The 20383-nt window shown below is 65.3% G+C and carries 14 protein-coding genes and 1 pseudogene; 4 read left to right on the top strand and 11 right to left on the bottom strand.

The annotated features are described in order from the left end of the window. Positions 1 to 14 precede the first annotated feature (14 nt). From P1X14_RS14110 to P1X14_RS14100, 3 genes are read right to left on the bottom strand one after another with little or no spacing between them, the layout of a single operon-like run. Positions 15 to 1175 carry an aldose epimerase family protein gene (locus P1X14_RS14110; protein WP_277316020.1) on the bottom strand — a complete coding sequence of 387 codons (1161 nt, stop codon included), beginning with the start codon at positions 1173 to 1175 and terminating at the stop codon, positions 15 to 17. Between the two features lie 22 nt (positions 1176 to 1197). Then, on the bottom strand, positions 1198 to 2052 hold the full coding sequence (locus P1X14_RS14105) for an SMP-30/gluconolactonase/LRE family protein (RefSeq protein WP_277316019.1): 855 nt from the start codon (positions 2050 to 2052) through the stop codon (positions 1198 to 1200). Next, positions 2052 to 3860, bottom strand: coding sequence for an IlvD/Edd family dehydratase (locus tag P1X14_RS14100; RefSeq protein WP_277316018.1), 1809 nt, complete (start codon positions 3858 to 3860; stop codon positions 2052 to 2054). The genes P1X14_RS14105 and P1X14_RS14100 overlap by 1 nt, the downstream gene beginning before the upstream one ends. A 117-nt stretch (positions 3861 to 3977) precedes the next feature. Here P1X14_RS14100 and P1X14_RS14095 point away from each other — a divergent pair, with 117 nt between their 5' ends. Then, positions 3978 to 4892, top strand: a complete 915-nt coding sequence (locus P1X14_RS14095) for a Gfo/Idh/MocA family oxidoreductase (RefSeq protein WP_277316017.1) — start codon at positions 3978 to 3980, stop codon at positions 4890 to 4892. A gap of 29 nt (positions 4893 to 4921) precedes the next feature. Here P1X14_RS14095 and P1X14_RS14090 read toward each other — a convergent pair. The 5 genes and pseudogenes from P1X14_RS14090 to P1X14_RS14070 all read right to left on the bottom strand — a co-directional run. Next, a pseudogene (locus P1X14_RS14090) lies at positions 4922 to 5815 on the bottom strand (formylglycine-generating enzyme family protein); the annotation flags it as partial. A gap of 195 nt (positions 5816 to 6010) precedes the next feature. Beyond that, a complete protein-coding gene (locus tag P1X14_RS14085; protein WP_277316016.1) occupies positions 6011 to 6190 on the bottom strand; it encodes a hypothetical protein in 180 nt (59 codons plus the stop codon). Continuing rightward, complete coding sequence (locus P1X14_RS14080) at positions 6187 to 7323, bottom strand: cellulase family glycosylhydrolase (protein WP_277316015.1); 1137 nt, start codon at positions 7321 to 7323, stop codon at positions 6187 to 6189. The genes P1X14_RS14085 and P1X14_RS14080 overlap by 4 nt, the downstream gene beginning before the upstream one ends. Before the next feature lie 14 nt (positions 7324 to 7337). Next, positions 7338 to 10256 carry a glycosyl hydrolase 115 family protein gene (locus tag P1X14_RS14075; protein WP_277316014.1) on the bottom strand — a complete coding sequence of 973 codons (2919 nt, stop codon included), beginning with the start codon at positions 10254 to 10256 and terminating at the stop codon, positions 7338 to 7340. Positions 10257 to 10294: 38 nt separating this feature from the next. Continuing rightward, the gene (locus P1X14_RS14070) at positions 10295 to 11332 is read right to left on the bottom strand and encodes a family 43 glycosylhydrolase (protein WP_277316013.1); all 1038 of its coding nucleotides are present in this window, start codon (positions 11330 to 11332) and stop codon (positions 10295 to 10297) included. A gap of 123 nt (positions 11333 to 11455) precedes the next feature. Between P1X14_RS14070 and P1X14_RS14065 the strand changes: the two genes are divergently transcribed. Next, the gene (locus P1X14_RS14065) at positions 11456 to 12538 is read left to right on the top strand and encodes a family 43 glycosylhydrolase (protein WP_277316012.1); all 1083 of its coding nucleotides are present in this window, start codon (positions 11456 to 11458) and stop codon (positions 12536 to 12538) included. A 230-nt stretch (positions 12539 to 12768) separates the two neighbouring features. Here P1X14_RS14065 and P1X14_RS14060 read toward each other — a convergent pair whose 3' ends face one another. Both P1X14_RS14060 and P1X14_RS14055 read right to left on the bottom strand, forming a co-directional pair. Beyond that, the gene (locus tag P1X14_RS14060; protein WP_277316011.1) at positions 12769 to 14034 is read right to left on the bottom strand and encodes an alginate lyase family protein; all 1266 of its coding nucleotides are present in this window, start codon (positions 14032 to 14034) and stop codon (positions 12769 to 12771) included. An 85-nt stretch (positions 14035 to 14119) separates the two neighbouring features. Beyond that, entirely contained in the window at positions 14120 to 16885 is a 2766-nt protein-coding gene (locus P1X14_RS14055) for a TonB-dependent receptor (RefSeq protein WP_277316010.1), read from the bottom strand. Between the two features lie 242 nt (positions 16886 to 17127). Here P1X14_RS14055 and P1X14_RS14050 point away from each other — a divergent pair, with 242 nt between their 5' ends. After that, positions 17128 to 18315: an SGNH/GDSL hydrolase family protein gene (locus tag P1X14_RS14050; RefSeq protein ID WP_277316009.1), complete on the top strand. Its 1188-nt coding sequence runs from the start codon at positions 17128 to 17130 to the stop codon at positions 18313 to 18315. Positions 18316 to 18363: 48 nt separating this feature from the next. Here the strand turns inward: P1X14_RS14050 and P1X14_RS14045 are convergent, their stop codons facing one another. Continuing rightward, complete coding sequence (locus P1X14_RS14045) at positions 18364 to 19113, bottom strand: FadR/GntR family transcriptional regulator (protein ID WP_277316008.1); 750 nt, start codon at positions 19111 to 19113, stop codon at positions 18364 to 18366. A gap of 173 nt (positions 19114 to 19286) precedes the next feature. Here P1X14_RS14045 and P1X14_RS14040 point away from each other — a divergent pair. Beyond that, a partial coding sequence (locus tag P1X14_RS14040) for a sulfatase-like hydrolase/transferase (RefSeq protein ID WP_277316007.1) occupies positions 19287 to 20383 on the top strand: 1097 nt, incomplete at its 3' end.

Below are 20383 nucleotides of genomic sequence, written 5' to 3'. Positions count from 1 at the left end.
CATGCCCTGACCGCTTACTTCTTCTTGCGCGCGGGCTGGCCCGAGCTGAGGCGAAAGGTCATCACGTTGCGATAGGTCTCGCCCGGGTTCAGCCGTGCGTTCGGGAAGCCCTTCTGGTTGGGCGCGTCCGGGAAGATCTGCGGCTCGAGCACGATCGTGTCGCCCATGCGATAGACGCGCTTCGACTTGCCGTGGCTGGTGCCGTCGAGGAAGTTGCCCGAATAGAATTGCACGCCCGGCTGGTTCGACCACAGCTCGAAGCTGCGGCCCGATGCCGGGTCCTGCACGCGCGCCATCAACTGCTCGCCGGGGATCACTTCGCGGCTGATCACCCAGTTGTGATCGTAACCGCGGCCGAACACGATCTGCTGGTCGCGCGCATCGCGGACGCGATCGCCCACTGCGCGGGCCCGGCGGAAATCGAACACGGTGCCGGCGACGGGGCGGAACTCGCCGGTCGGAATTGCACCGGCATCGGTCGGCAGATAGGTCTGCGCCGGGATCGTCAGCAGATGCCCCATCGCGCCGCCCGGCGATCCTTCGCCCGACAGGTTCCAATAGGCATGATTGGTGATGTTGACGACCGTCGCCTTGTCGGTGGTCGCGGTATACTCGATCTTCAGATGGTTGCGCTCGTCCAGCGAATAGGTGGCCAGCACGGTCATCTTGCCCGGATAGCCCTGATCGCCATCGGGGCTGACGAGCTTCAGCGTGACCGACGCAGTCGGGCCTTCCTTCACCGACACGATATCCCACAACAGCTTGTCGAAGCCGGTGGTGCCGCCGTGCAGTGCGTTCTTCCCGTTGTTGACCGGGGTCTGATAGGTCTTGCCGTCGAGCTGGAAGCGGCCGAGCGCGAGGCGATTGGCGAAGCGGCCGACCGCCATGCCGAAATATTGCGGCTGGGCGAGATAGTCGGCCATGTTGTCATAGCCGAGCGCGACATCCGCGCGCTTGCCGTTGCGATCCGGCATCACCACCGATTGCAGCGTCGCGCCATAGGCGAGCACCGTGGCCGAGACGCCGCGGCCGTTGGAGAGGGTGACCGCGCCGACGCTGCGGCCATCGGGAAGCTGGCCGAAGACCGAGCGCTTTGCCGTCGCCGCATCGGCGCTGCCCGCGGCAAGGCATGCCGCTGCGGCGGTCGCCAGAAGGAATATGCTGTTCCGTGCCATCTCGAACCTCTCTCTTCTCTGATTATCCGCGATACAGTTCCGGTGCCCGGCCGCGAACGCCGGGATCGATTTCGAACAGGGCGCCGCCAAGCGGCTCGTCCACGCCATCCGACGCTGACGTTACGAACATGCGATCCAGTGCCGGTCCGGCGAAGGTGCAGCTCGTGATCTGGCTGGCGGGCAGGGCGATCGAACGCTCGCGTGCGCCTTCCGGTGTGAAGCGGGTGACGCATGAGGCGCCCCAGCAGGCGACCCACAGGCTGCCCTCGGCATCGAAGGTCATCCCGTCCGGATTGCCCCAGTCGCGCTCGAAGGCGATGAACGGCTGACGCTTGCCGAGACTCCCATCGTCCTGGATGTCGAAGCGGAAGATGGTGCGCAGCGCCGTGTCCGTATGGAGCAGGAAGCTGCCGTCCGCATCGATCGCCGGGCCGTTGGCGATCGTATAAGGACCGTCGGCATAGGCGATCATGCCGTCGGGATCGATGCGGTAGAATGCGCCGCTCGGCTTGTCGCAATTCTCCGGCATGGTGCCCGCCCAGATGTTTCCCCGGGCATCCGCCTTGGCATCGTTGAGCCGGTTTCCGGCGATTGCCTTGTCGACCGAACCGATCGTTTCGCGCGTGTTGGCAGGCAGATCGAGCCGGACGATGTCGAGACCGATCCCGGCGACGAAGCCGCCCTTCTCGCGCTCGATGATCCATGCCGCATAGGCTGGCTGCTCGAAGCTGGTGACCGCGCCGTCAGCGAGCGACAGGCGGTTGATGCGGTGACCGAGAATGTCCGTCCAGTAGAGTGCATTCTCGCGCACCGACCAGAGCGGGCCTTCGCCCAGCCGGTCGCGGCGGTCGCGCTCGATGACGGCGATATCGGTCATCAATGGCTGTCGCGGGGTAGTCCGCGGGACTGGGCGATACGCTGATACTTCACCGCGGATTCGATCACCGCGCCGCCTTCGAACTGACCGGTGATGTTGCGGTGGATCTCCTGCCACGGCGTCTGCGAGGCGGGCACATAGTCGGGCATCGCGGCAAGTGCGGCGCGGCGGCGCGCCAGTTCCTCTGGCGGCACCAGCATGTCGGCGGTGCGCTTGCCCAGGTCGATGCGCAGGCGATCCCCGGTCTGTACGAGCGCGAGGCCGCCGCCCACCGCGGCTTCGGGCGCGGCATTCAGGATCGACGGGCTGCCGCTGGTCCCCGACTGGCGGCCGTCGCCGAGGCAGGGCAGGGCGTGGATGCCGGCCTGGATCAGCGCGACCGGCGGGCGCATGTTCACCACTTCGGCGCCGCCGGGATAGCCGATCGGCCCCGCGCCACGCATGATCAGGATCGAGCGCTCGTCGGCGCCGAGTGACGGATCGTCGATGCGCGCATGATAATCCTCCGGCCCGTCGAACACGATTGCAGGGCCTTCGAATGCTTCGGGATCGTCGGGGTTGGAAAGATAGCGCGCGCGGAATTCGGGCGAGATGACGCTGAGCTTCATCACCGCATTGTCGAACAGATTGCCCGACAGGACGGTGAGGCCCGCGGCAGGCTTTAGCGGATCGGCGAGCGTGCGGATCACGTCGGTATCGACGGTGTCGGCGGTGCCGATATTCTCCGCGACGCTCCTGCCATTGGCGCCGATCACATCGCCGTCGATCATGCCCGCGCGGAGCAGCTGGCCCATCACCGCGGGCACGCCGCCGGCGCGGTAGAAATCCTCGCCAAGATAGGTGCCGGCCGGCTGGAGGTTGACGATCAGCGGCACGTCCGCGCCATGCCCTTCCCAATCCGCCAGCGTCAGCTCGACGCCGATATGGCGGGCGATCGCGTTGAGATGGATCGGCGCGTTGGTCGAACCGCCGATGGCGCTGTTGACGCGGATCGCATTGAGAAAGGCCTGACGCGTCAGAATGTCCGACGGTTTCCTGTCAGCGTTGACCATTTCCACGATCTGCAAGCCGGTGCGATAGGCATTCTCCTGCCGGTCGCGATAGGGCGCGGGGATCGCCGCCGATCCGGGCAGCGACATGCCGAGCGCTTCGCACAGCGAGTTCATCGTCGTCGCGGTGCCCATCGTGTTGCACCATCCGGTCGACGGGGCCGACGAGGCGACCAGTTCGATGAAGCCCTTATAGTCGATCTCGCCCGCCGCGAGCATTTCGCGCGCCTTCCATACGATCGTGCCGCTGCCGGTGCGCTCGCCCTTGAACCAGCCGTTGAGCATCGGGCCGACCGACAGGGCGATGGCGGGGATGTTCACCGTGGCCGCGGCCATCAGGCAGGCCGGCGTGGTCTTGTCGCAGCCGATGGTCAGGACGACGCCGTCCATCGGATAGCCGTAGATCGATTCGACCAGGCTCAGATAGGCGAGGTTGCGGTCCAGCCCCGCGGTGGGGCGCTTGCCGGTTTCCTGGATCGGGTGCGCGGGGAATTCGATGGCGATGCCGCCAGCGTCGCGAATGCCGTCGCGCACGCGCTTGGCCAGTTCGATATGGTGGCGATTGCAGGGGACGAGATCGCTGCCGGTCTGGGCGATGCCGATGATCGGGCGGCCCGACTGCAGCTCCTCAAGGCTGATGCCGTAATTCAGGTAACGCTCGACATAGAGCGCCGTCATGTCCGGATTCTCGGGATTGTCGAACCAGGCGCGCGAACGAAGGCTCCGCGGTCCGTTGCTGTCCTGCCCCAAGATCGTCACCTCTCCACTTCGATCGTCCGATTCAAACGTGGCGATCGTTGCCTACACGCGCTTGATATAGACGTTCGCGGGCGATAGGAAGCATATATATCGTATAAAAGAGCGAATGGGGACGGGATGAGGATCGGACTGGTCGGAATCGGCAAGATCGCGCGCGACCAGCACCTGCCGGCGCTGGCCGCGGACGCGGGCTATGAACTCGTTGCCACGGCGAGCCGGCATGGCCGGGTAGATGGCGTGGACGGCTATGGCTCGGTCGCGGAAATGCTGGCGGCCCGGCCCGAGATCGATGCGGTATCGCTGTGCACCCCGCCCGACGGCCGGTTCGAACAGGCGATGACGGTGTTGCAGGCGGGCAAGCATCTGATGCTGGAAAAGCCGCCGGCCGCGACCGTCTCGGAGATCGAGGCGCTGGCGCAGATGGCGCGTGCGGCGGGCGTGACCCTGTTCACCACCTGGCATTCGCGCGAGGCGGCGGAAGTCGATGCAGCGCGCGACTGGCTGGCGGACAAGCGTATCGATGCGGTCCACATTCGCTGGAAGGAAGACATCAGGCAATGGCACCCGGGGCAGGACTGGATCCTGGCAGTGGGCGGCTTCGGCGTGTTCGATCCGGGCATCAACGCGCTGTCGATCGCGACTCGCATCCTGCCCGAGCCGTTGATCCTCGTCGGTGCGCGGCTGGCGGTGCCGTCCAACCGTGCCTGCCCGATCGCCGCGTCGATCGCGCTGCGGACGGGCGCCGCGCCGGTCGATGCCAAGTTCGATTTCCTCCAGACCGGCGAGCAGACCTGGGACATCGAAGTCGAGACCGATTGCGGCGCGCTCTACCTGAGCCAGGGCGGCAGCCGGCTGGAACTGCCGGGCGCCCCGCCGATGAGCGGACCCAATGCGGAATATCCGCGGCTGTATCGCCACTTCGCCGGACTGGTCGCGCGCGGCGAGAGCGATGTCGATCTGCGGCCGCTGCAACTGGTGGCGGACGCGTTCCTGATCGCCGAGCGGCAGATGGTCGAACCGTTCGAGTTCTGAGCGCCCGCGCTATCCGCGGATGATGCAGCGAAGCCAATATGGCTGGTCGGGCTGTCCACTGCCTGCGGGTGGCGCGCGGCGGGGCGATAGCGCTGGCAATAGTTGGGCGCGCAGAGATGCGATCCGCCCTTGATCACCTTGCGTCCGGTGCGGCCGGTGCAGGCGGGGTCGCCGGGATCGACGCTCTGGTTGCGCGTGGCGCCGCGCGGATTGTCGATCGCGCAACAGGCCTTGCCGGGTTTTCCCGCGGGCGCGCCATACCAGTCGCGGGTCCATTCCCAGACATTGCCGATCATGTCGTGGAGGCCATAGCCATTGGCCGGGAAGGCATCGACCGGAGTGGTGCGATACGTGCCACCGGGCTTCTGGCTGGCAAAGGGGAACAGCCCCTGCCAGGTGTTCGCCAGGATCGCGCCGTTCGGCGACAGCTCGTCGCCCCAGGCATATTCGCTTGCCTCCAGTCCGCCGCGTGCTGCGAATTCCCATTCGGCTTCGGTTGGCAGCGCCTTGCCCGCCCAAGCCGCATAGGCCTCCGCATCGGCATAGGCGATCTGGACGACGGGATGATCCTCGATCCCTTCGATGCCGCTGTCCGGTCCGGTCGGGTGCCGCCAGTCGGCGCCGGGTACGAACGCCCACCACTGGCTGAAGTCGTCGAGCGGAACCGGCGTCGCGGTCCGCTGGAACACCGCCGATCCGGGAACCAGCATCGCGGGATCGGCGCCGGGATAGTGCTTCGGATCGGGCGGTAGCTCGGCGAAGCTGCGATAGCCGGTGTCCGCCACGAACGCGGCGAACTGGGCGTTGGTGACCGGGCCGGTATCGATCCAGAATGCGCCGACCTTCACCTCACGGCACGGCGCTTCCTCGGGGTAGAATTGCTCCGAGCCCATGCGGAACGTGCCGCCGGGAACGTGCGTCATGCCGGGGAAGATTGCGTCGGCCATCACCGGGTCATGTCCAATGACTCCCCTCCCTGCAAGGGAGGGGCTGGGGGTGGGTGGCGAGCGTAGCGAGCTTAGCTAACGGCTGGTTGAAAGAAATGCCGGGGCATCGAGCCCCTGCATTTCTCACCCACCCCTAACCCCTCCCTTGCAGGGAGGGGAATAATCGGGGCGTCAGTCGCGTTCGCCGAGCAGCTCGCGTGCGCAGATCGCTTCGAAGCGGTGCTGCTCGCGCGCTTCCTCGCGGGCAGCCTCGTCGAGCGTGGTGAGCGCGGTGTGGGTGATGCTGCAGAGCAGTGCCATCACCTCCGGCTTACCGGCCCGGTCGAAGCCGCCTTGGGGGATCATCTTCACTTGCGCGGGCCGTTGGCTTCGGTGGTCAGGCGCTTGATCAGATCGACCTCGGCCTTGCGATAGGGCGTGCCGTCGGCGCGCAGCACGTCGTGGAACCACACCGTCGGCGGCTGATCCGCATTGTACGGGCGGCGCCAGCTATCCCACGGAATGCGCGTCTGCGACTTGCCGTCGACAAAGCCCCAATGGATCATCGCCATATTATGCTTCCGGCCAAGCGGCAGGATCGTGTCGAACAGCGATCCGTTGCCGCGCGCCATATATTCGGTGACCAGCACCGGGCGGCCCCAGGTCATGATCTGGCGGGTGCGTTCCTCGAAATGCTCGGGCCAGCGATAGTCGTGGAAGCTCATCACGTCGGACTGGGTGACCTGGATCTTCTCGACCGCATCGAGCTTGTCGATCTGGTCCCAGCGGCCGCCGGTCCACAATCCGCTGGTCAGCGGCTGGGTGGGATCGACGCTGCGCGCCCATTCGAATGCGGGGCCGAGCAGACCGGCCACTAGCGCGGTCTTGTTGGGCGTGAGCGGATAATAGCCCATGCCGCCGCCGGTATTGTTCGGCTCGTTCCAGATATCCCAGACCGCGATACGCTTGTCGTTGGCGAAGCTGCCGACGATGTCCTTCACATAGGCTTCGAGCTTGCCATACTGGCTCTTGTCGGCCAGCCGCGCCGCGCCCGGCGCCTGCATCCAGCCCGAATTGTGGACGCCGGGGATCGGCGGACGCTGCGGTCCGGACTTGGGGTTGGGATCCCAGCAACTGTCGAACAGCACGAACATGATGCGGATCTTGTGCTTGTCCGCGATCTGCAGGAACTGCTCCATCCGCTTCTTCAGGCCCGGCGCATCCTCTTCCCACAGCAGATTGTGGAGATAGACGCGCATGATGTTCATGCCCATGCCCGCGGCCCAGCCGAACTCCTGATCGATCTCGGCGGGGTTGAAGGTATCGGCCTGCCACATCTCGAACTGGTTGATCGCGCTGCGATTGTTGTAATTGGCGCCGACCATCCAGGGTTGCTTGGCGTACCAGCTGTTTGCCCGTTCCTTGGTCCACATGTCGCGGGCGTCGGCGGGCAGCGCGGCGCAGGCGAACAGGGCGGTGCCGGCGAGCAGGAGCAGATTCTTCATTGCGGTTTCCCTGATCATTTCGCGATGGTTTCGGGCGGGGCCATGTAGGCGGTGGCGAGGCCGCCAAAGTCGAGGATCACCGAATCCAGCATGAGCGCGGGATCGAGCGCGTAGATGCGCAGCACATGGTCGCCGGGCTTCTCCAGCGTCCATTCGGTGACCGAAGTGATCGTGTTGCGCTCCACCCCGTCCGACCAGTCGCGCTTGTCGCCATCGACGATGCGGATCGGGCCGCCATCGATCGACACGGCATAGCGCAGCTTGTGATCGGCGCTGAGCGCGAAGCTGGGCAGCAGCGAGACGCGCAGCTTCGCGGTGCCGGTGCTGGTGGTGCGGAAGCGATACTCGGCATGCGGCGCGTTGGTCGCATCGGGCAGGCTGGGCAGATCGACGCTGCTGGCGATCGCAGCCCCGGACCGGCCGAGATCGGGCATGGGCTTCCATCCCTTGCCGCCGACCGGCTTGAGCGCGGTGTAGCGGCTGGCGTTGAACGCAACGATGCGATTGTCCTCGACCAGCAGCCCGCGCGGCGCGGTGACGTTGCGTGCGCTGATCGCAATGCTGCGGGTGCCGCCTGCAGCGGAAACGGTCACCGATCCGGTCGCGGTCTCGCTGCTCTTCAGCTTGCTCCAGTCGACCGAGACCCATAGCCGCTGATCGCCGCCCAGCTTGCTCTCGCGTTCGATCCGGATCCAGGGCGAGGAGCCCGTGGCGGTGATGTCGAGCGTGCCGGTGCCGATGTTGAAGGCATCGATGAACTGGCGGCGATCGGTGGCGCGTTCGAACATCGGCAGCCGGTCGTTCGGTGCGCCTGCGGTGCGCCAGCGCTTGATGCGCAGCGCGGTTTCGGCGGCTTCGAACGTGTTGACCGGACGCTGGGTCCAGGCATCGACCGACCCTTCCACTGCGACGCCCAAGCCCGGCGCATCCAGCGGCTTCACCCGGCCGACCGGCGGCATGTTGAACACCGACTGGTAGCGCGGCTCGTCGTGCATGAACTCCTTCCACTTGCCGTCGCCGACCGCATTATAGGCGTCGGTCGCCTTGCGGATGCCGCGATAGGAGACGGCGGCGCGCTCGGCATAGAGATTGGCGCTGGCGCGGCCCTGATAGGCGTAGAGGAAGCTGCGATCGGCATCGAGGATCTTGCCGTTCTGCAGCGCGCTGCCGCGGACCGGATAGATCACCAGATGATAGAAGCCGTCGCGCTTTTCCGCGGGCAACCGCGCGGCGATCGCCTCGGCACGCTGGTCGAGCGCGCGATATTCTTCGGCGCGGATGCCGGCTTCATCGCCATAGGCGACCGGCGAGAATTCGGTCGGCCGCGGCGCGGTCTCGGCGTCGTTCCAGCCCATATGCTCGGGCTTGCGGGCGAAGCCCAGGCGGTAATAGTCGCGCAGCAGCGCTGCGATATCGTCGGCCTGTTCGGGGCCGAACGTGTCGGTGGCCCAGCGCTTCAGCCAGCCCTGCTGGCCCAGTTTCGACGTGCCCTCGAAATCATAGGCGAGGTCCATGAAATAGGTCAGGCCCTTCTCACCCGGCTTGATGTCGCCGACATTGACCACCCACAGGCGGCGGGCATTGGTGGCATAGGCCTTGCCCATCTCTTCGCCGATCAGCGCGGGCGGGGTGGAATCGAGCCACAGATAGTCGTTCGGCACGCCCCAATAGGAGATGTGGTAATAGACGCCCGCGCCGCCCGAGCGCTTCTGCTCGGCCGGGGTCGAGAGCTGGCGGATATAGCCGTAATTGTCATCGACCCAGCCCAGGGTGACGTCGTCGGGCACCTTCATGCCCTTGCGATAGACGTCGAGCACTTCCTTGTAGGGGACGAAAACCTGCGGGACCTTCGCCGGATCGAGGCCGACTTCGGTGAACAGGCCGCGCTGGTCGGATACGACGCGTTCGAGCAGCTTGACGCCATCGACTTCGCGGCCGGAAACGACCGCACTGTCATGGATGCCGCGCATGCCGACGGTGTAGACATTCTCGTAGCGGTGATTGGCCTTCACCCGCTCGCGCCAATAGTCGAGCACCTGCGAGCCGTTCTTGTAATAGTTGTACTCGCCGCGCTGCTCGAAATTCCATTCCGCGACATTGTTGCGCAGCATCGGCTCGGCATGGCTGGCGCCCATGACGATGGCATAGCGGTCCGCCATCTCGGCATTGCCCTCGACCTGGTTGAAGGCGGAGGTGACCTTGTGCATCGCCGGCCACAGATAATTGGCGCGCAGGCGCAGCAGCAGCTCGAAGATATGGGCATGGGTGGTCGGGCCGATATCGCCCGAGGGATCGATGGTGCGCGCCGCCCAGGGACGGATCGACCAGTCCTCGTCGTTGATGAAGATGCCGCGATAGCGGACCGAGGGCGAACCCTGCACGATGGTGTCGCTATCGAGCGTCAGGCGGGTGCGGCGGGTGGGGTGGACGTCCGCCCACCAGACCCAGGGCGATACGCCGATCCGTTCGGACAGGCGGAACACGCCATAGGCGGTGCCGCGCCGGTCGGTGCCCGCTACGACCAGCGCGCGCGACACGCCGGGGACCGGATTGTCGACCACCGCGATGGTATAGGCTTCGCTCTCGCCCTTGAGCTTGTCGACCGCGATGCGGTTGCCCGCGATCAGCCCGTCGATCAGCGGCGAGCTGCCGATCGTGCCGACCAGGATGGCGAGGCGGCCGGAGGGTTCGCCCGAAGAGACCTGCGGCTTCACGCCCGAGACGCGTTCGACGTCCCCGGCAAAGGCGCGCGCGGCGATCTCGACCACCGGCGCATCGCCCGCGCTGTAATAGATGGCCGGTGCCTTGCCGTCGGCGACCAGATCGAACGCCTTGGCTGCGGCGGGTGCCTGTTGCGCCAGCGCTTCGGCCGGGGTCAGGCACGGGATCGCGGCGGCAAGGCTCAGCGCAGCCAGAATTCGGGCGAGGGCCATCCTGTTCTCCTAAGATTATTGTGCGCAGCGATGCGGGATTATTTCAGATAGGGACCGTTCCGGTTCCAGCCGATCTCGGTGGCGGCGAGCGTCCAGGTCTTGCCGCGATCGGGATTGCCCTGGAAGAACAGCAGCGATCGGCCGCCATGTTCGAAAATGTCGGGATGGCCCGATTCCGAATCGTTCCAGCTGCCCGCGGGGCCGTCCGCCAGGAACGGCTTGTCGGAAAGGCGCGTCCAGCGCACGCCATCGGTGCTGACTGCCACGCCCACCTGCTGCGGCTGGTTATTATAGCCGCCGGCATAGAACATGTAGAGCTTGCCGTTCTTGCGGATGATGCTCGCCGCCTCGATGCACTCGCGCTCCCAGGGCAGCTCGGGCTTGAGGATCGGGCCGTCCTTGCTGAGATTGGTCCAGTCGCCCGCGCCGAACTTCGAATTGAGCGGGGCGGAGGCGACGCCGAGCATCTGGATCTTCATGTCCGGATCGCGCGTCGCCCAGTAGAGCAGCAGCTTGCCGTTATGGACAAAGGCCTCGGCATCGATGGCGCGGCCGGCACTCCACGGGGAGTCGGTGGGGCGGAAGACCGGGTTGCCGGGATCGCGGTCGAAATTCACGCCGTCCGACGACCAGGCATGGTTGATCGCGTCGCGGCGGCCATTGCCATAGGTCTGGTAGAACAGGTGGACCTTGCCGCGGATCACCACCGCGCCGGGCGCCGCGATGCCGTTGCGCTCGACTTCCTGCTTGGGCAGCACTTCGCCGACCTTGGTCCAGGTCTTCATGTCGCGGCTTTCGGCGATGCCGATCGCCCAGCCGGTGGGGAAGCCGTCGCCGCCCGCCTTGTTGTCGCGCGCGGGCGGGACCGAATAATACATCAGGTAACGGCCGCCGAAGCGGATGACCGACGGGTCCTTGGCATAGGGCACGCCCATCCGGCTGGTGTCCGAATAGGTCATGAAGAGCTTGGCTTCGCGCGGCTTGGCGGCGGGCGCATCCTGCGACGATGCGGAGAGCGGCGCGGCGATCGCGAATCCTGCCAGCGTCAACAGCGCCATGCCTCGTGCGGCAGTCATGCGATCCCTCCCGAAATTTATGTTGGTCAGGCCACCGTAGTATGATTTGTCATACCAGTCTAGACAAAATCCCTCTCAGGCGGCACCGTGCTTCCGACGAAAAAAGCGAATGGGAGACGAACGATGCCGCGACCGACCGCCGGGTGGAGAGGGCCTTTCCGGGTGGCGATTCTGGGCGCGATTGCGGCCGGTCTGGTGAGCGGCGGCGCGCTCGCACAGATACCCGAAGAAGTGCCGCCGGGCGCGCCGGAGACGCCCTATGTCGATCCGGCCAAGGCCTATCTGTTCGCGCATATGACGAGCGAGCGATACGGCGTGCTGTTCTATTCGGTCAGCCTGGATGGGCTGCACTGGCGGCGGCTGAACGGCGGCAAGCCGGTGTCGGAGGACTATCACGGCCACCCCTCGATCACGCGTGCGCCAGACGGGCGCTACATCCTGGTCGGCAACAAGAGCGACAGCGATCCGTTCGTCCGTTTCTGGAGTTCGCGCGACCTGATCACCTGGACGCCCGCGGGCAGCTATCAGCCGGACCTGTCGAGTGTGCGTGGCCTGCCCAATCCGCTGCAGCGGCTGGGCGCGCCGAAGCTGTTCTACGACAAGGCATCAGGCCAGTATCTGCTGACCTGGCACACACCCAATGTGCCGCACACGCCCGCCGACCCGGAACGCTACTGGGCGAGCCAGCGCACGCTGTATGTGACGTCGAAGGACCTGAAGACGTTCGACGGTCCGCCCAAGCTGCTGTTCGACTGGGACATCGCGACGATCGACACGATCATCATGCCCGGCGACGACGGCAAGGGTTACTGCGCGGTCATCAAGGACGAGCGCTATCCGTCGTATAACTGGACAACGGGCAAGACCGTGCGGATCAGCTGCGCGGCCTCGCTGCTCGGTCCCTATCCGATGCCGGGACCCGCGATCAGCCCCAATTTCCGCGAGGCGCCGACCATCATCCGCGCGCCCAATAATCGCGACTGGCTGGCCTATTACGAACAATATGCCGGGCAGAGTTACGGTGTGTCGAAGGCGCCGCGGCTGGAAGGTCCCTGGTATCAGTTGCAGGGCAATAGCGGGGTGAAGCGCTGGAACCGGTTCGAGATGCCCGAGGGCACGCGGCACGGCTTCATGATCGAGATCAGCCGCAAGGAATATGACGGGCTGGTTGCTGCGTTTCCGGAGGGGACGGCGGCTAAGCCCTGAGCGGCAAGGCTGGTCAGCACTTGCAATGTTGGATTTCGGCGGCTGAGCTGGGACGCTTGCTCTTTGAACCGTCGATACCCGATCCGCATGGCGCTGCTCGCGCCGGGCGAAATGACCATTTCCCCTCCGCCAAAGGTCACGAATGCGCAGACTTCCCGGACTTTAGGCGGTGTGGACATTCGGCTTATTCCCCTCCCTGCAAGCAGAGAGGGAAATAAGGAAGGAAGCTTCTACATCTTGAAGTAGCGGACCAGCTCGACGCGGGGGTTGGGGGTGTAGGCCGCACCCCAGACGCGGTTGGCGCGGTACATCAGGTCGTCGATGTCGGTGCGGTTCTTGTCGCTTTCCGGGAAGGGCCAGCCGGCGGTGTTGCCGTGATACTTCGCGATGAAGTCCGTCGACTTGTGGATGCCGCGGCCGCCTTCCTCGAGATTCCACAGGTCGATATCGACGCATGCCGCGATCTCCGCGACATTGTACGCCGCGCCGAGCGAGGCGATCGAGAAGAACAGGCTGCGCGAGCGGCTGCTCTCGATCGCCATCGATCCGTCGGCGCCGAAATGCACCGGCAGGCGGCGCTTCGAGAAGTCCTGGGCCACCGATTTCACCACGTCCGTGCGGCGGGCGTAGAGCGCGAAATGGGTGATCTGGGAATCATACCACATGGCGTTGATGTTGCGCTGGATGCTCGCGCCCTTGCCATGGGTCGAATTGCGCAGCCAGTCGACATAGTCGGAGAACCATTTCTCCAGTCCCTTGCCTTCGTCGGCGGTGAAGAAGCCCGAGGGGCCGATCAGCCCGACCGCATCGATCACGCGCTGCACGCGCTGGGTTTCGAACACGCCGTCCGCGCGGCCATTCTCGCGGCCGGGCACGGTGTGGGCGAAGTTCATATTGGGGTTCATCCGGCTCTTCGGGTCGAGGAACCAGGTGCGCACGATGCTGGCGACGCGCGTCGCATAGCGGGGATTGTCCGAGAAATAATAGGCAAGGGCTAGGATCTCCACGTCCGCGCTCATCCGGTCGAGATCGGCGATGTCGAACTTGTTGCTCATGCGATCGGGGTTGGTGCCCTCGCCGCGGATCCACGGGCCGTTCGGCTTGGCGGGATCGGGGAAGTAATTGGGCACGATGCTGAGATAGTCGTTGCGGCTGCCCGAGGGCGGGACCGTCAGCTTGTCCGCCACGGTGAACAGGGTGCGGCCCATCGCGATGTTGGCCTTGCCGATCAGCCCCTCATAGGCCGCCTTGATCGCCGGATCGCTGTCGCGATTGGCCTTGAGCCGGATCATCACATCGGGCGCCAGCAGGAAGACGCGACGGCCGCCAAATGCGGCCGCATAGCCCTCCACACCCTTGCAGACGGGCAGCGTATCGGATGCGATGGCGGGGGCGAAAGCAGCGGCGGGCACGCCGGCCGGCGCGAGCAGGGCGGCCAAGGCGGCGGCACCCGTCAGCCGGCGCAGAATGGTACGCTTGGCTCGAAACTGGGTCATTCAGGCTCTCCACAAAAAAGACGCCGCACGGGAAGGAAACCGTGCGGCGTCATATCGTATTCAGTCACTCATCCGGCGTGCGGGTTCAGAACCGGAACCGCATGCCGAGGCGATAGACGGTTTCGAGATAGCGAACCTGCAACGCATAGGTATCACCCTTGGCGTTGAACGCGCGGCTGGTGCGCTGTTCGGCGCCCAGCACGTTCGACACGTTGAACGTAAAGCTGATATTGTCGGTCGGATTGACCGAGGCCGAAAGATCGAGCTGGCCGCGGCCTTCCTCCACCGTCGGCAGCGTGAGCTGCGGCAGTGCCACCGGCACCGCCGGCGTATTTAGCGCCGGATCGGTCACCACGCTGTAGGTCGACACGAAGCTCGAGCGGTAATTGTACGAAGCGCGCAGCGAGATCGCCTTGGTTTCGTAGAAGACCTGCGCGTTGACCAGATGATCCGACACGCCGCTGAGCCGCTGGAGACCGGGCAGCGTCGCGCGGGCGGTGGGTGAGAGTTCGGACGCGTGGTCGAGATAGGTGTAGTTACCCAACACGCCGAAATTCTGCGCCCATTGCGGCAGCCACGACAGCTTGAAGAAGGTGCGGAAGCCGACTTCGACACCCTGGATATAGCCCTTCTCGCCATTCTCCGGACGCGTGATGTTCAGTTCGCCGAAATCGGGATCGGTGATGATCTGCGTGCCGTTGTTGATGAAGCCGGTCACGTCGCGGCGGAAGATCTGGACCGTCGCCGAGCCCGAACGCGAGAAGTAGTATTCCAGCGACGCGTCATAGTTGGTCGACTTGATCGGCTGGAGGTCCGGATTGCCGCCGCTCGCATTGCGATAGCAATAGGTCGGCCGCGCCGGATCGGGGCAGATGAAGCTGGCGTTGATCGTCAGCGTCGGATTGAGCGAGCCGAACCCTGGGCGAGTGCGCGTTTGCGTGAACGACGCGCGGGCCTGGACGTTGGAGCCCAGCTTGATGCGTGCGCTGACGTTGGGCAGGAAGTCGGTATATTCGGCGGTGCGCGAGAAGGGCTGCCCCGCCGCGGTTCCGATGGTCACCGTACCGCGCAGATTGTTGGTCGTGCGGACGACGCGAAGGCCCAGCTGGCCATCGATCTCGAACGAGCCGATCGGGATCTTGTAGTGGGTCTGCGCATAGCCGGCATAAGCGTCTTCCTTCGCGGCATAGACGAAGGGCAATGCGGGATCGCTGGTCGGCTGGCCGACGAGCGAGCGCAGATAGGGGACGTTGTTCAGGATATCTTCGCGCGTGGGCGTGATCCAGGTGCGCGGATGGACGGTATCGTCACCGCGGAAGGCCGGCGGCGCGAAGATGAAGCCGAACGGCAGGTTGATATACTGAATGCGCGGATCGGTGGCGCCCAGCGTCGGCGTGCGGTTCACCGCGGCCAGATTGTAGGATTCGGTATCGCGCGTGCTGAAGCGGACGCCCGCCTGAAACTTGTCGAAGATGCCGATATTGATCGGCAGGTCGAGGTCGAGGCGGCCCTGATAGCTGCGACCATGATTGTCGGCGCCGTTCTCGGCGAAGTTCAGCATGCGGAACGACGCGGCCTGCGACAGATCGACATTGGTCACATAGGCCGAACCGCTGCCGTTGCCGGCCGCATCGTCGAAGTTGAAGACCCGGTTACCCAGCGTGTTGGTGAAGATGTTGAACTGGTAATTGCGGTTGAAGTTGCGCGAGTCGGTGAGCGCAACGTCACCGGTGATGCGGCCACCGCCGGCGAGCTTCCACACGAAGCCGGTGCCCGCCTGATAGGTGTTGGTCGTGTTCCACTGGCCAACCTGATAGCCGGTGATGCCGTTGCCGACATTGTTCATCGACATCTGACAGATCAGATCGGTGCTGCCCGGGCACAGCACGGCGCCGGTCACCGCCGCGGTGCTGCTGGTGTCGAAGTGCAGCGCGCGCGATTCACCGCGGGCGCGGAAGCCCTGGAACAGGAAGTCGGCATAGATTTCGAGATTGTGCGCCGGGCGCCACTGGAACGCGGCCGCAGCCGACGGACGGAAGCGGTTCGAGCTCGGATACTGGAAGCTGACGCGCTGCGGATAGCGGGCGTTCGCAACCGTCACCGTCGTGCCGGTATCGGGGTTGAGCGCCGTGATCGCCGCAGTGCGGCGGAAGATGTTGATGTTGTTCTCACGATAGGAATCGATGAAGTTGTTGTCGGTGTAGGATCCCTCGACCAGGATGCCGATCTCGCCGATGCCGGTCTCCCAGCGATTGCTGATCAGGATGTTGGCGTCGAGGCCGAACTCCTGGCTCTGGCGCCAGTGCAGGCCGGTGAAGCCGCCCGCGATGCGCAGGCCCTTGAAGTCGAACGGACGACGCGACTTCACGTCGATCTCGCCGGCGATGCCCGCTTCGACCAGATTGGCGGATGCGGTCTTGTACACGTCGAAGCGCGCGATCGATGCGGCCGGGAAATCCTGCAGCGCGACGCTGCGGCCTTCGGCGGTGAAGATCTCGCGGCCGTTATAGGTGGTGGTCAGATCGGGAAGGCCGCGCACGCGTACGCCGCCGGCTTCGCCGTTCAGGCGATCGACCTGCACGCCGGGCACGCGCGCCAGCGTTTCGGCGCCGGTCACGTCGGGCAGCTTGCCGATATCCTCGGCGACGATCGAGTCGACGATGTCGTTCGAGTTCTGCTTGACCGTCTGCGCGGTTTCGAAGCTGGCGCGGATGCCGGTGACGGTGATTTCCTGCGGCTCTTCCTCTTCCTGCGAGGTGGCCGGCGCGTTCTGCGCAAAGGCGACATTCGGGATCGCCATCAGCGCGAAACCCGACGCGCCGATCAGAAGCAGTGAACGCTGTAGACTCATTTAGTCCTCCCCTGTGACTCACCGCGCTATATGGGCGGTTTCTGTCTTAATTATCATACCACGATTGGCCTGACAACCGCACTGTCCGGGCCAGACCCCGAAAGCCGTAGATTTCCGATAAGTTACTATAATTGCCCAGTATATCTGGTAATCTGACCAGCGTTGTCGGAGGCGTGACGCAGAAAGTTGCGTTGATCCCGTTCGTTAAATAACATATTTGTCAGACCAATAGGAGGGCGTGCATGCACTGGATTCGGAATGCGGCGTTGGCCGCGGCAACCTTGCTACTCACCGTTGCTGCGGCGGCTCCGCCGAAATGGACCGCGGCCTGGACTGCGAGCATGTGGAAGGCAGGCACCAACGCACAGCATGTCGCGGTCGCCAATGCGACCTTGCGCTTCTCGGTGCGGGTCGGCGCCGATGGCAGCCAGATCCGGCTGAACCTCTCCAACGAATATGGCGATGCGCTGCGGATCGGCGCGGCGAGCGTGAGCGTGGCCGGGGGCAGGCCGGTCGCGGTGACGTTCGGGCGGCAGGGTGCGACGACGATTCCCGGCCAGGCGCGCATCGCCACCGATCCCGTCCGGCTGAAGGTCAAGCAGTTCGATGTGGTCCAGGTCTCGCTCTATCTGCCCGAGACGATCCGGCTGAACACGGTGCATGGCGCGGGCGGTGACAAGACGTCGCTGTCGGTTCCCGGCAATTATGTGATGGAGCTCTCGTTCGGGGTTGCGGCGCGCTATGACTTCCGTCCGCTTCTGGCCGGGGTGGATGTGCTGGGCGCGAAGCCGCGACCGGTGATCGTCGCCTATGGCGATTCGATCACCGACAATACCGGCTGCGCGATGGATGCGGTGCCGATGTGCCGTTGGGGCGATGTGCTGGGCCGGCGGCTGGCAGCGGCGGGCAAGCCGCATGTGGTGGTGACCCAGGCGATCTCGGGCAATCGCGTGCTGAGCCGTGGCAGCGGCCCGCCCGCGGTAGAGCGGTTCGAACGCGATGTGCTGTCGCTGCCGGGGATCACCCATGTCGTGCTGCTCGAAGGGATCAACGATATCGGCGGGTCGGGGCGCAAGCGCGGGGACGGCACCTTCGAACCCACCATCACCGCGGAGCAGCTGATCGCCGGCTATCGCCAGATGATCGCCAAGGCGCATGCGCGGGGGATCAAGGTGATGGGCCTGACCATCCTGCCCTATCAGGGTGCGGGCTATTACACCGATGCGGGCGAGGAGATCCGCGTGCGGGTCAACCAATGGATCCTGACCTCGGGCGAGTTCGACGGGGTGTTCGATCTGGCGGCGGTGGTGGCGGACCCGGCCAATCCGAAGCGGCTGAATCCCGCGCTGCACCGGGGCGACTTCCTCCATCCCGATGCGAATGGCGAGACGAAGATGGGCGAGGCGATCCCGCTCGATTGGTTCCGCTGAACGATGCCGGCGCGGCGGGGGCGGATGCCCTCGCCGCGTCATGCGGTTCTAGACTGCGACCCGTGTCTTCACATGCCGGCGCTGCGCAGCGAAATCCGACTGCGCCTTCTGGATCATGCCCAGCCGGGTCGCCTCGAGCAGATCGTCGGTGACGCGCTTCAGGTGACAGCGGGTTGCCTCACGGGCCTGTTGCGGATCGCGTGCGGCGAGCGCGTCGACGATCGCCTGATGCTCGTTCACCCGCGGCGTGACGCCGCCGTCACGCGCGCGGGCGAACATATGCTCGCACAGCCGCGATTGCTGGCGGACCGCCCATAGCATCTCGACGATCGACACGATCAGCGTGTTGCCGGTCGCTTCGGCCACCGCGACATGGAAGCGCTTGTCGGCGTCGAGCGCCTGGCCGATCTCGTCCGAGCGGTCCATCTCGTCGAGCAGCGCGCGCAGGTCGGAAAGCTGCTCCGGGCTGATCGCGGTGGCCGCCAGCGCAGCCGCTTCGCTTTCGAACAGGGTACGCGCCTCGATCAGCTCGAATGCGCCGACATCGAGTTCGGGCGGCGGCGGGAAGCTGTCGGGCATGGTCGCGTTGACGTAGATGCCCGATCCCCTGCGCGCGCCGACAAGCCCGCGAATCTCGAGTGCGATCATCGCTTCGCGGATGGTCGGACGGCTGACGTCGAACTCGCACGCCAGGTCGCGTTCCGGCGGCAGGCGGCTGCCCGGCAGATAGCGTCCGCCCGCGATCTGGGACGCGATCGAATCCGCAACGCGCTGGTACAGTTTCTGGGTGCCGGTCATGTCGCGATTTCACCGTTAGATATGACTAATATGATCCATCGGGATCATCCGGGTCAATGCTCTAATGGACGTCGGACAATTATCGGCTTTATTGTCAGGCCAATTTCGATATGGTCGTCGCGGCACGCAGCGGCGATGCAATGAGAGGAATGCGAGGCATGGGAGTAAGTGGTATGTCGCGTCGAGCGGCAGTGGCGATGACTGCGGTTTCGCTCGCGCTGGCGGCCCTGTACGCGAGCGCGCCGACCATCGCCGGTGCTGCCGCGGCGCAACCCGTGCCCGAGAGGCCGCTCCCCCGCCCGGCGAAGCAGCCGAACATCCTGTTCATCCTGGTCGACGATATGGGGTTCGGTGACCTGTCGATCACCGGCAACAAGCTGGTCGAGACGCCCAATATCGACGCGCTGGCGCGCGAGGGCCTAATGATGACCCAGTTTTACGACGCGGCGCCGATCTGCTCGCCGTCGCGTGCGGCGTTCATGACCGGGCAGTTTCCGGCCGAGCTGGGGTTCGTGACCTATCTGGGGCCGCGCAAGCGCAACAGCGATTACGGCCAGCCCAACTGGCTCGATCCGCGCCACGCCACCCTGCCGCGTGCGCTGCATGGCGTTGGCTATGCCACCGGCCATTTCGGCAAATGGCATCTGGGCGGCGGCCGCGACGTTGGCGATGCGCCGCTGCCTGCAGCCTATGGCTTCGACGAGAGCGTGACCCAGTTCGAGGGGCTGGGACCACGCCTGCTGGAGAATGCGCCGGTCACCGATCTCGCAAAACGCAGCGCCGCGCTGGGCGGCGGACCGATCGAATGGATGCCGCGCCATCAGGTGACCAGGGGCTTCGTCAGCAAGGCGATCGACTTCGTCCGCCGTAACAAGGACCGGCCCTGGTATGTCCAGCTCTGGCCGGAGGATGTGCACACGCCATGGGAGCCGAGTCCCGAGCAGCTTGCGGCGGTGAAGGGCAAGGGGCGCAACCCGGCCGAGGATCGCTATCTGGCGACACTGGTCGCGCTGGATGCCGAGATCGGCCGACTGGTGCAGGCGCTGCGCGAGGCCGGCGAGCTGGACGATACGATCATCCTGTTCACCTCCGACAACGGACCCACGCGCGGCAATGCGCAGACGCCCGGATCGGCCGGACCGTGGCGCGGCCGCAAGAGCAGCCTGTACGAAGGCGGGGTGCGCCAGCCGCTGATCGTGCGCTGGCCGGGCCATGTCCGTCCGGGCAGCCGCGACGCGGACAGCATTGCCCACGCGACCGACTTGTTCCC

The organism is Sphingomonas sp. AOB5 (genome assembly GCF_029433115.1).
Lineage (GTDB): Bacteria > Pseudomonadota > Alphaproteobacteria > Sphingomonadales > Sphingomonadaceae > Sphingomonas.
This window is presented reverse-complemented; position numbering and strand designations above follow the sequence as displayed.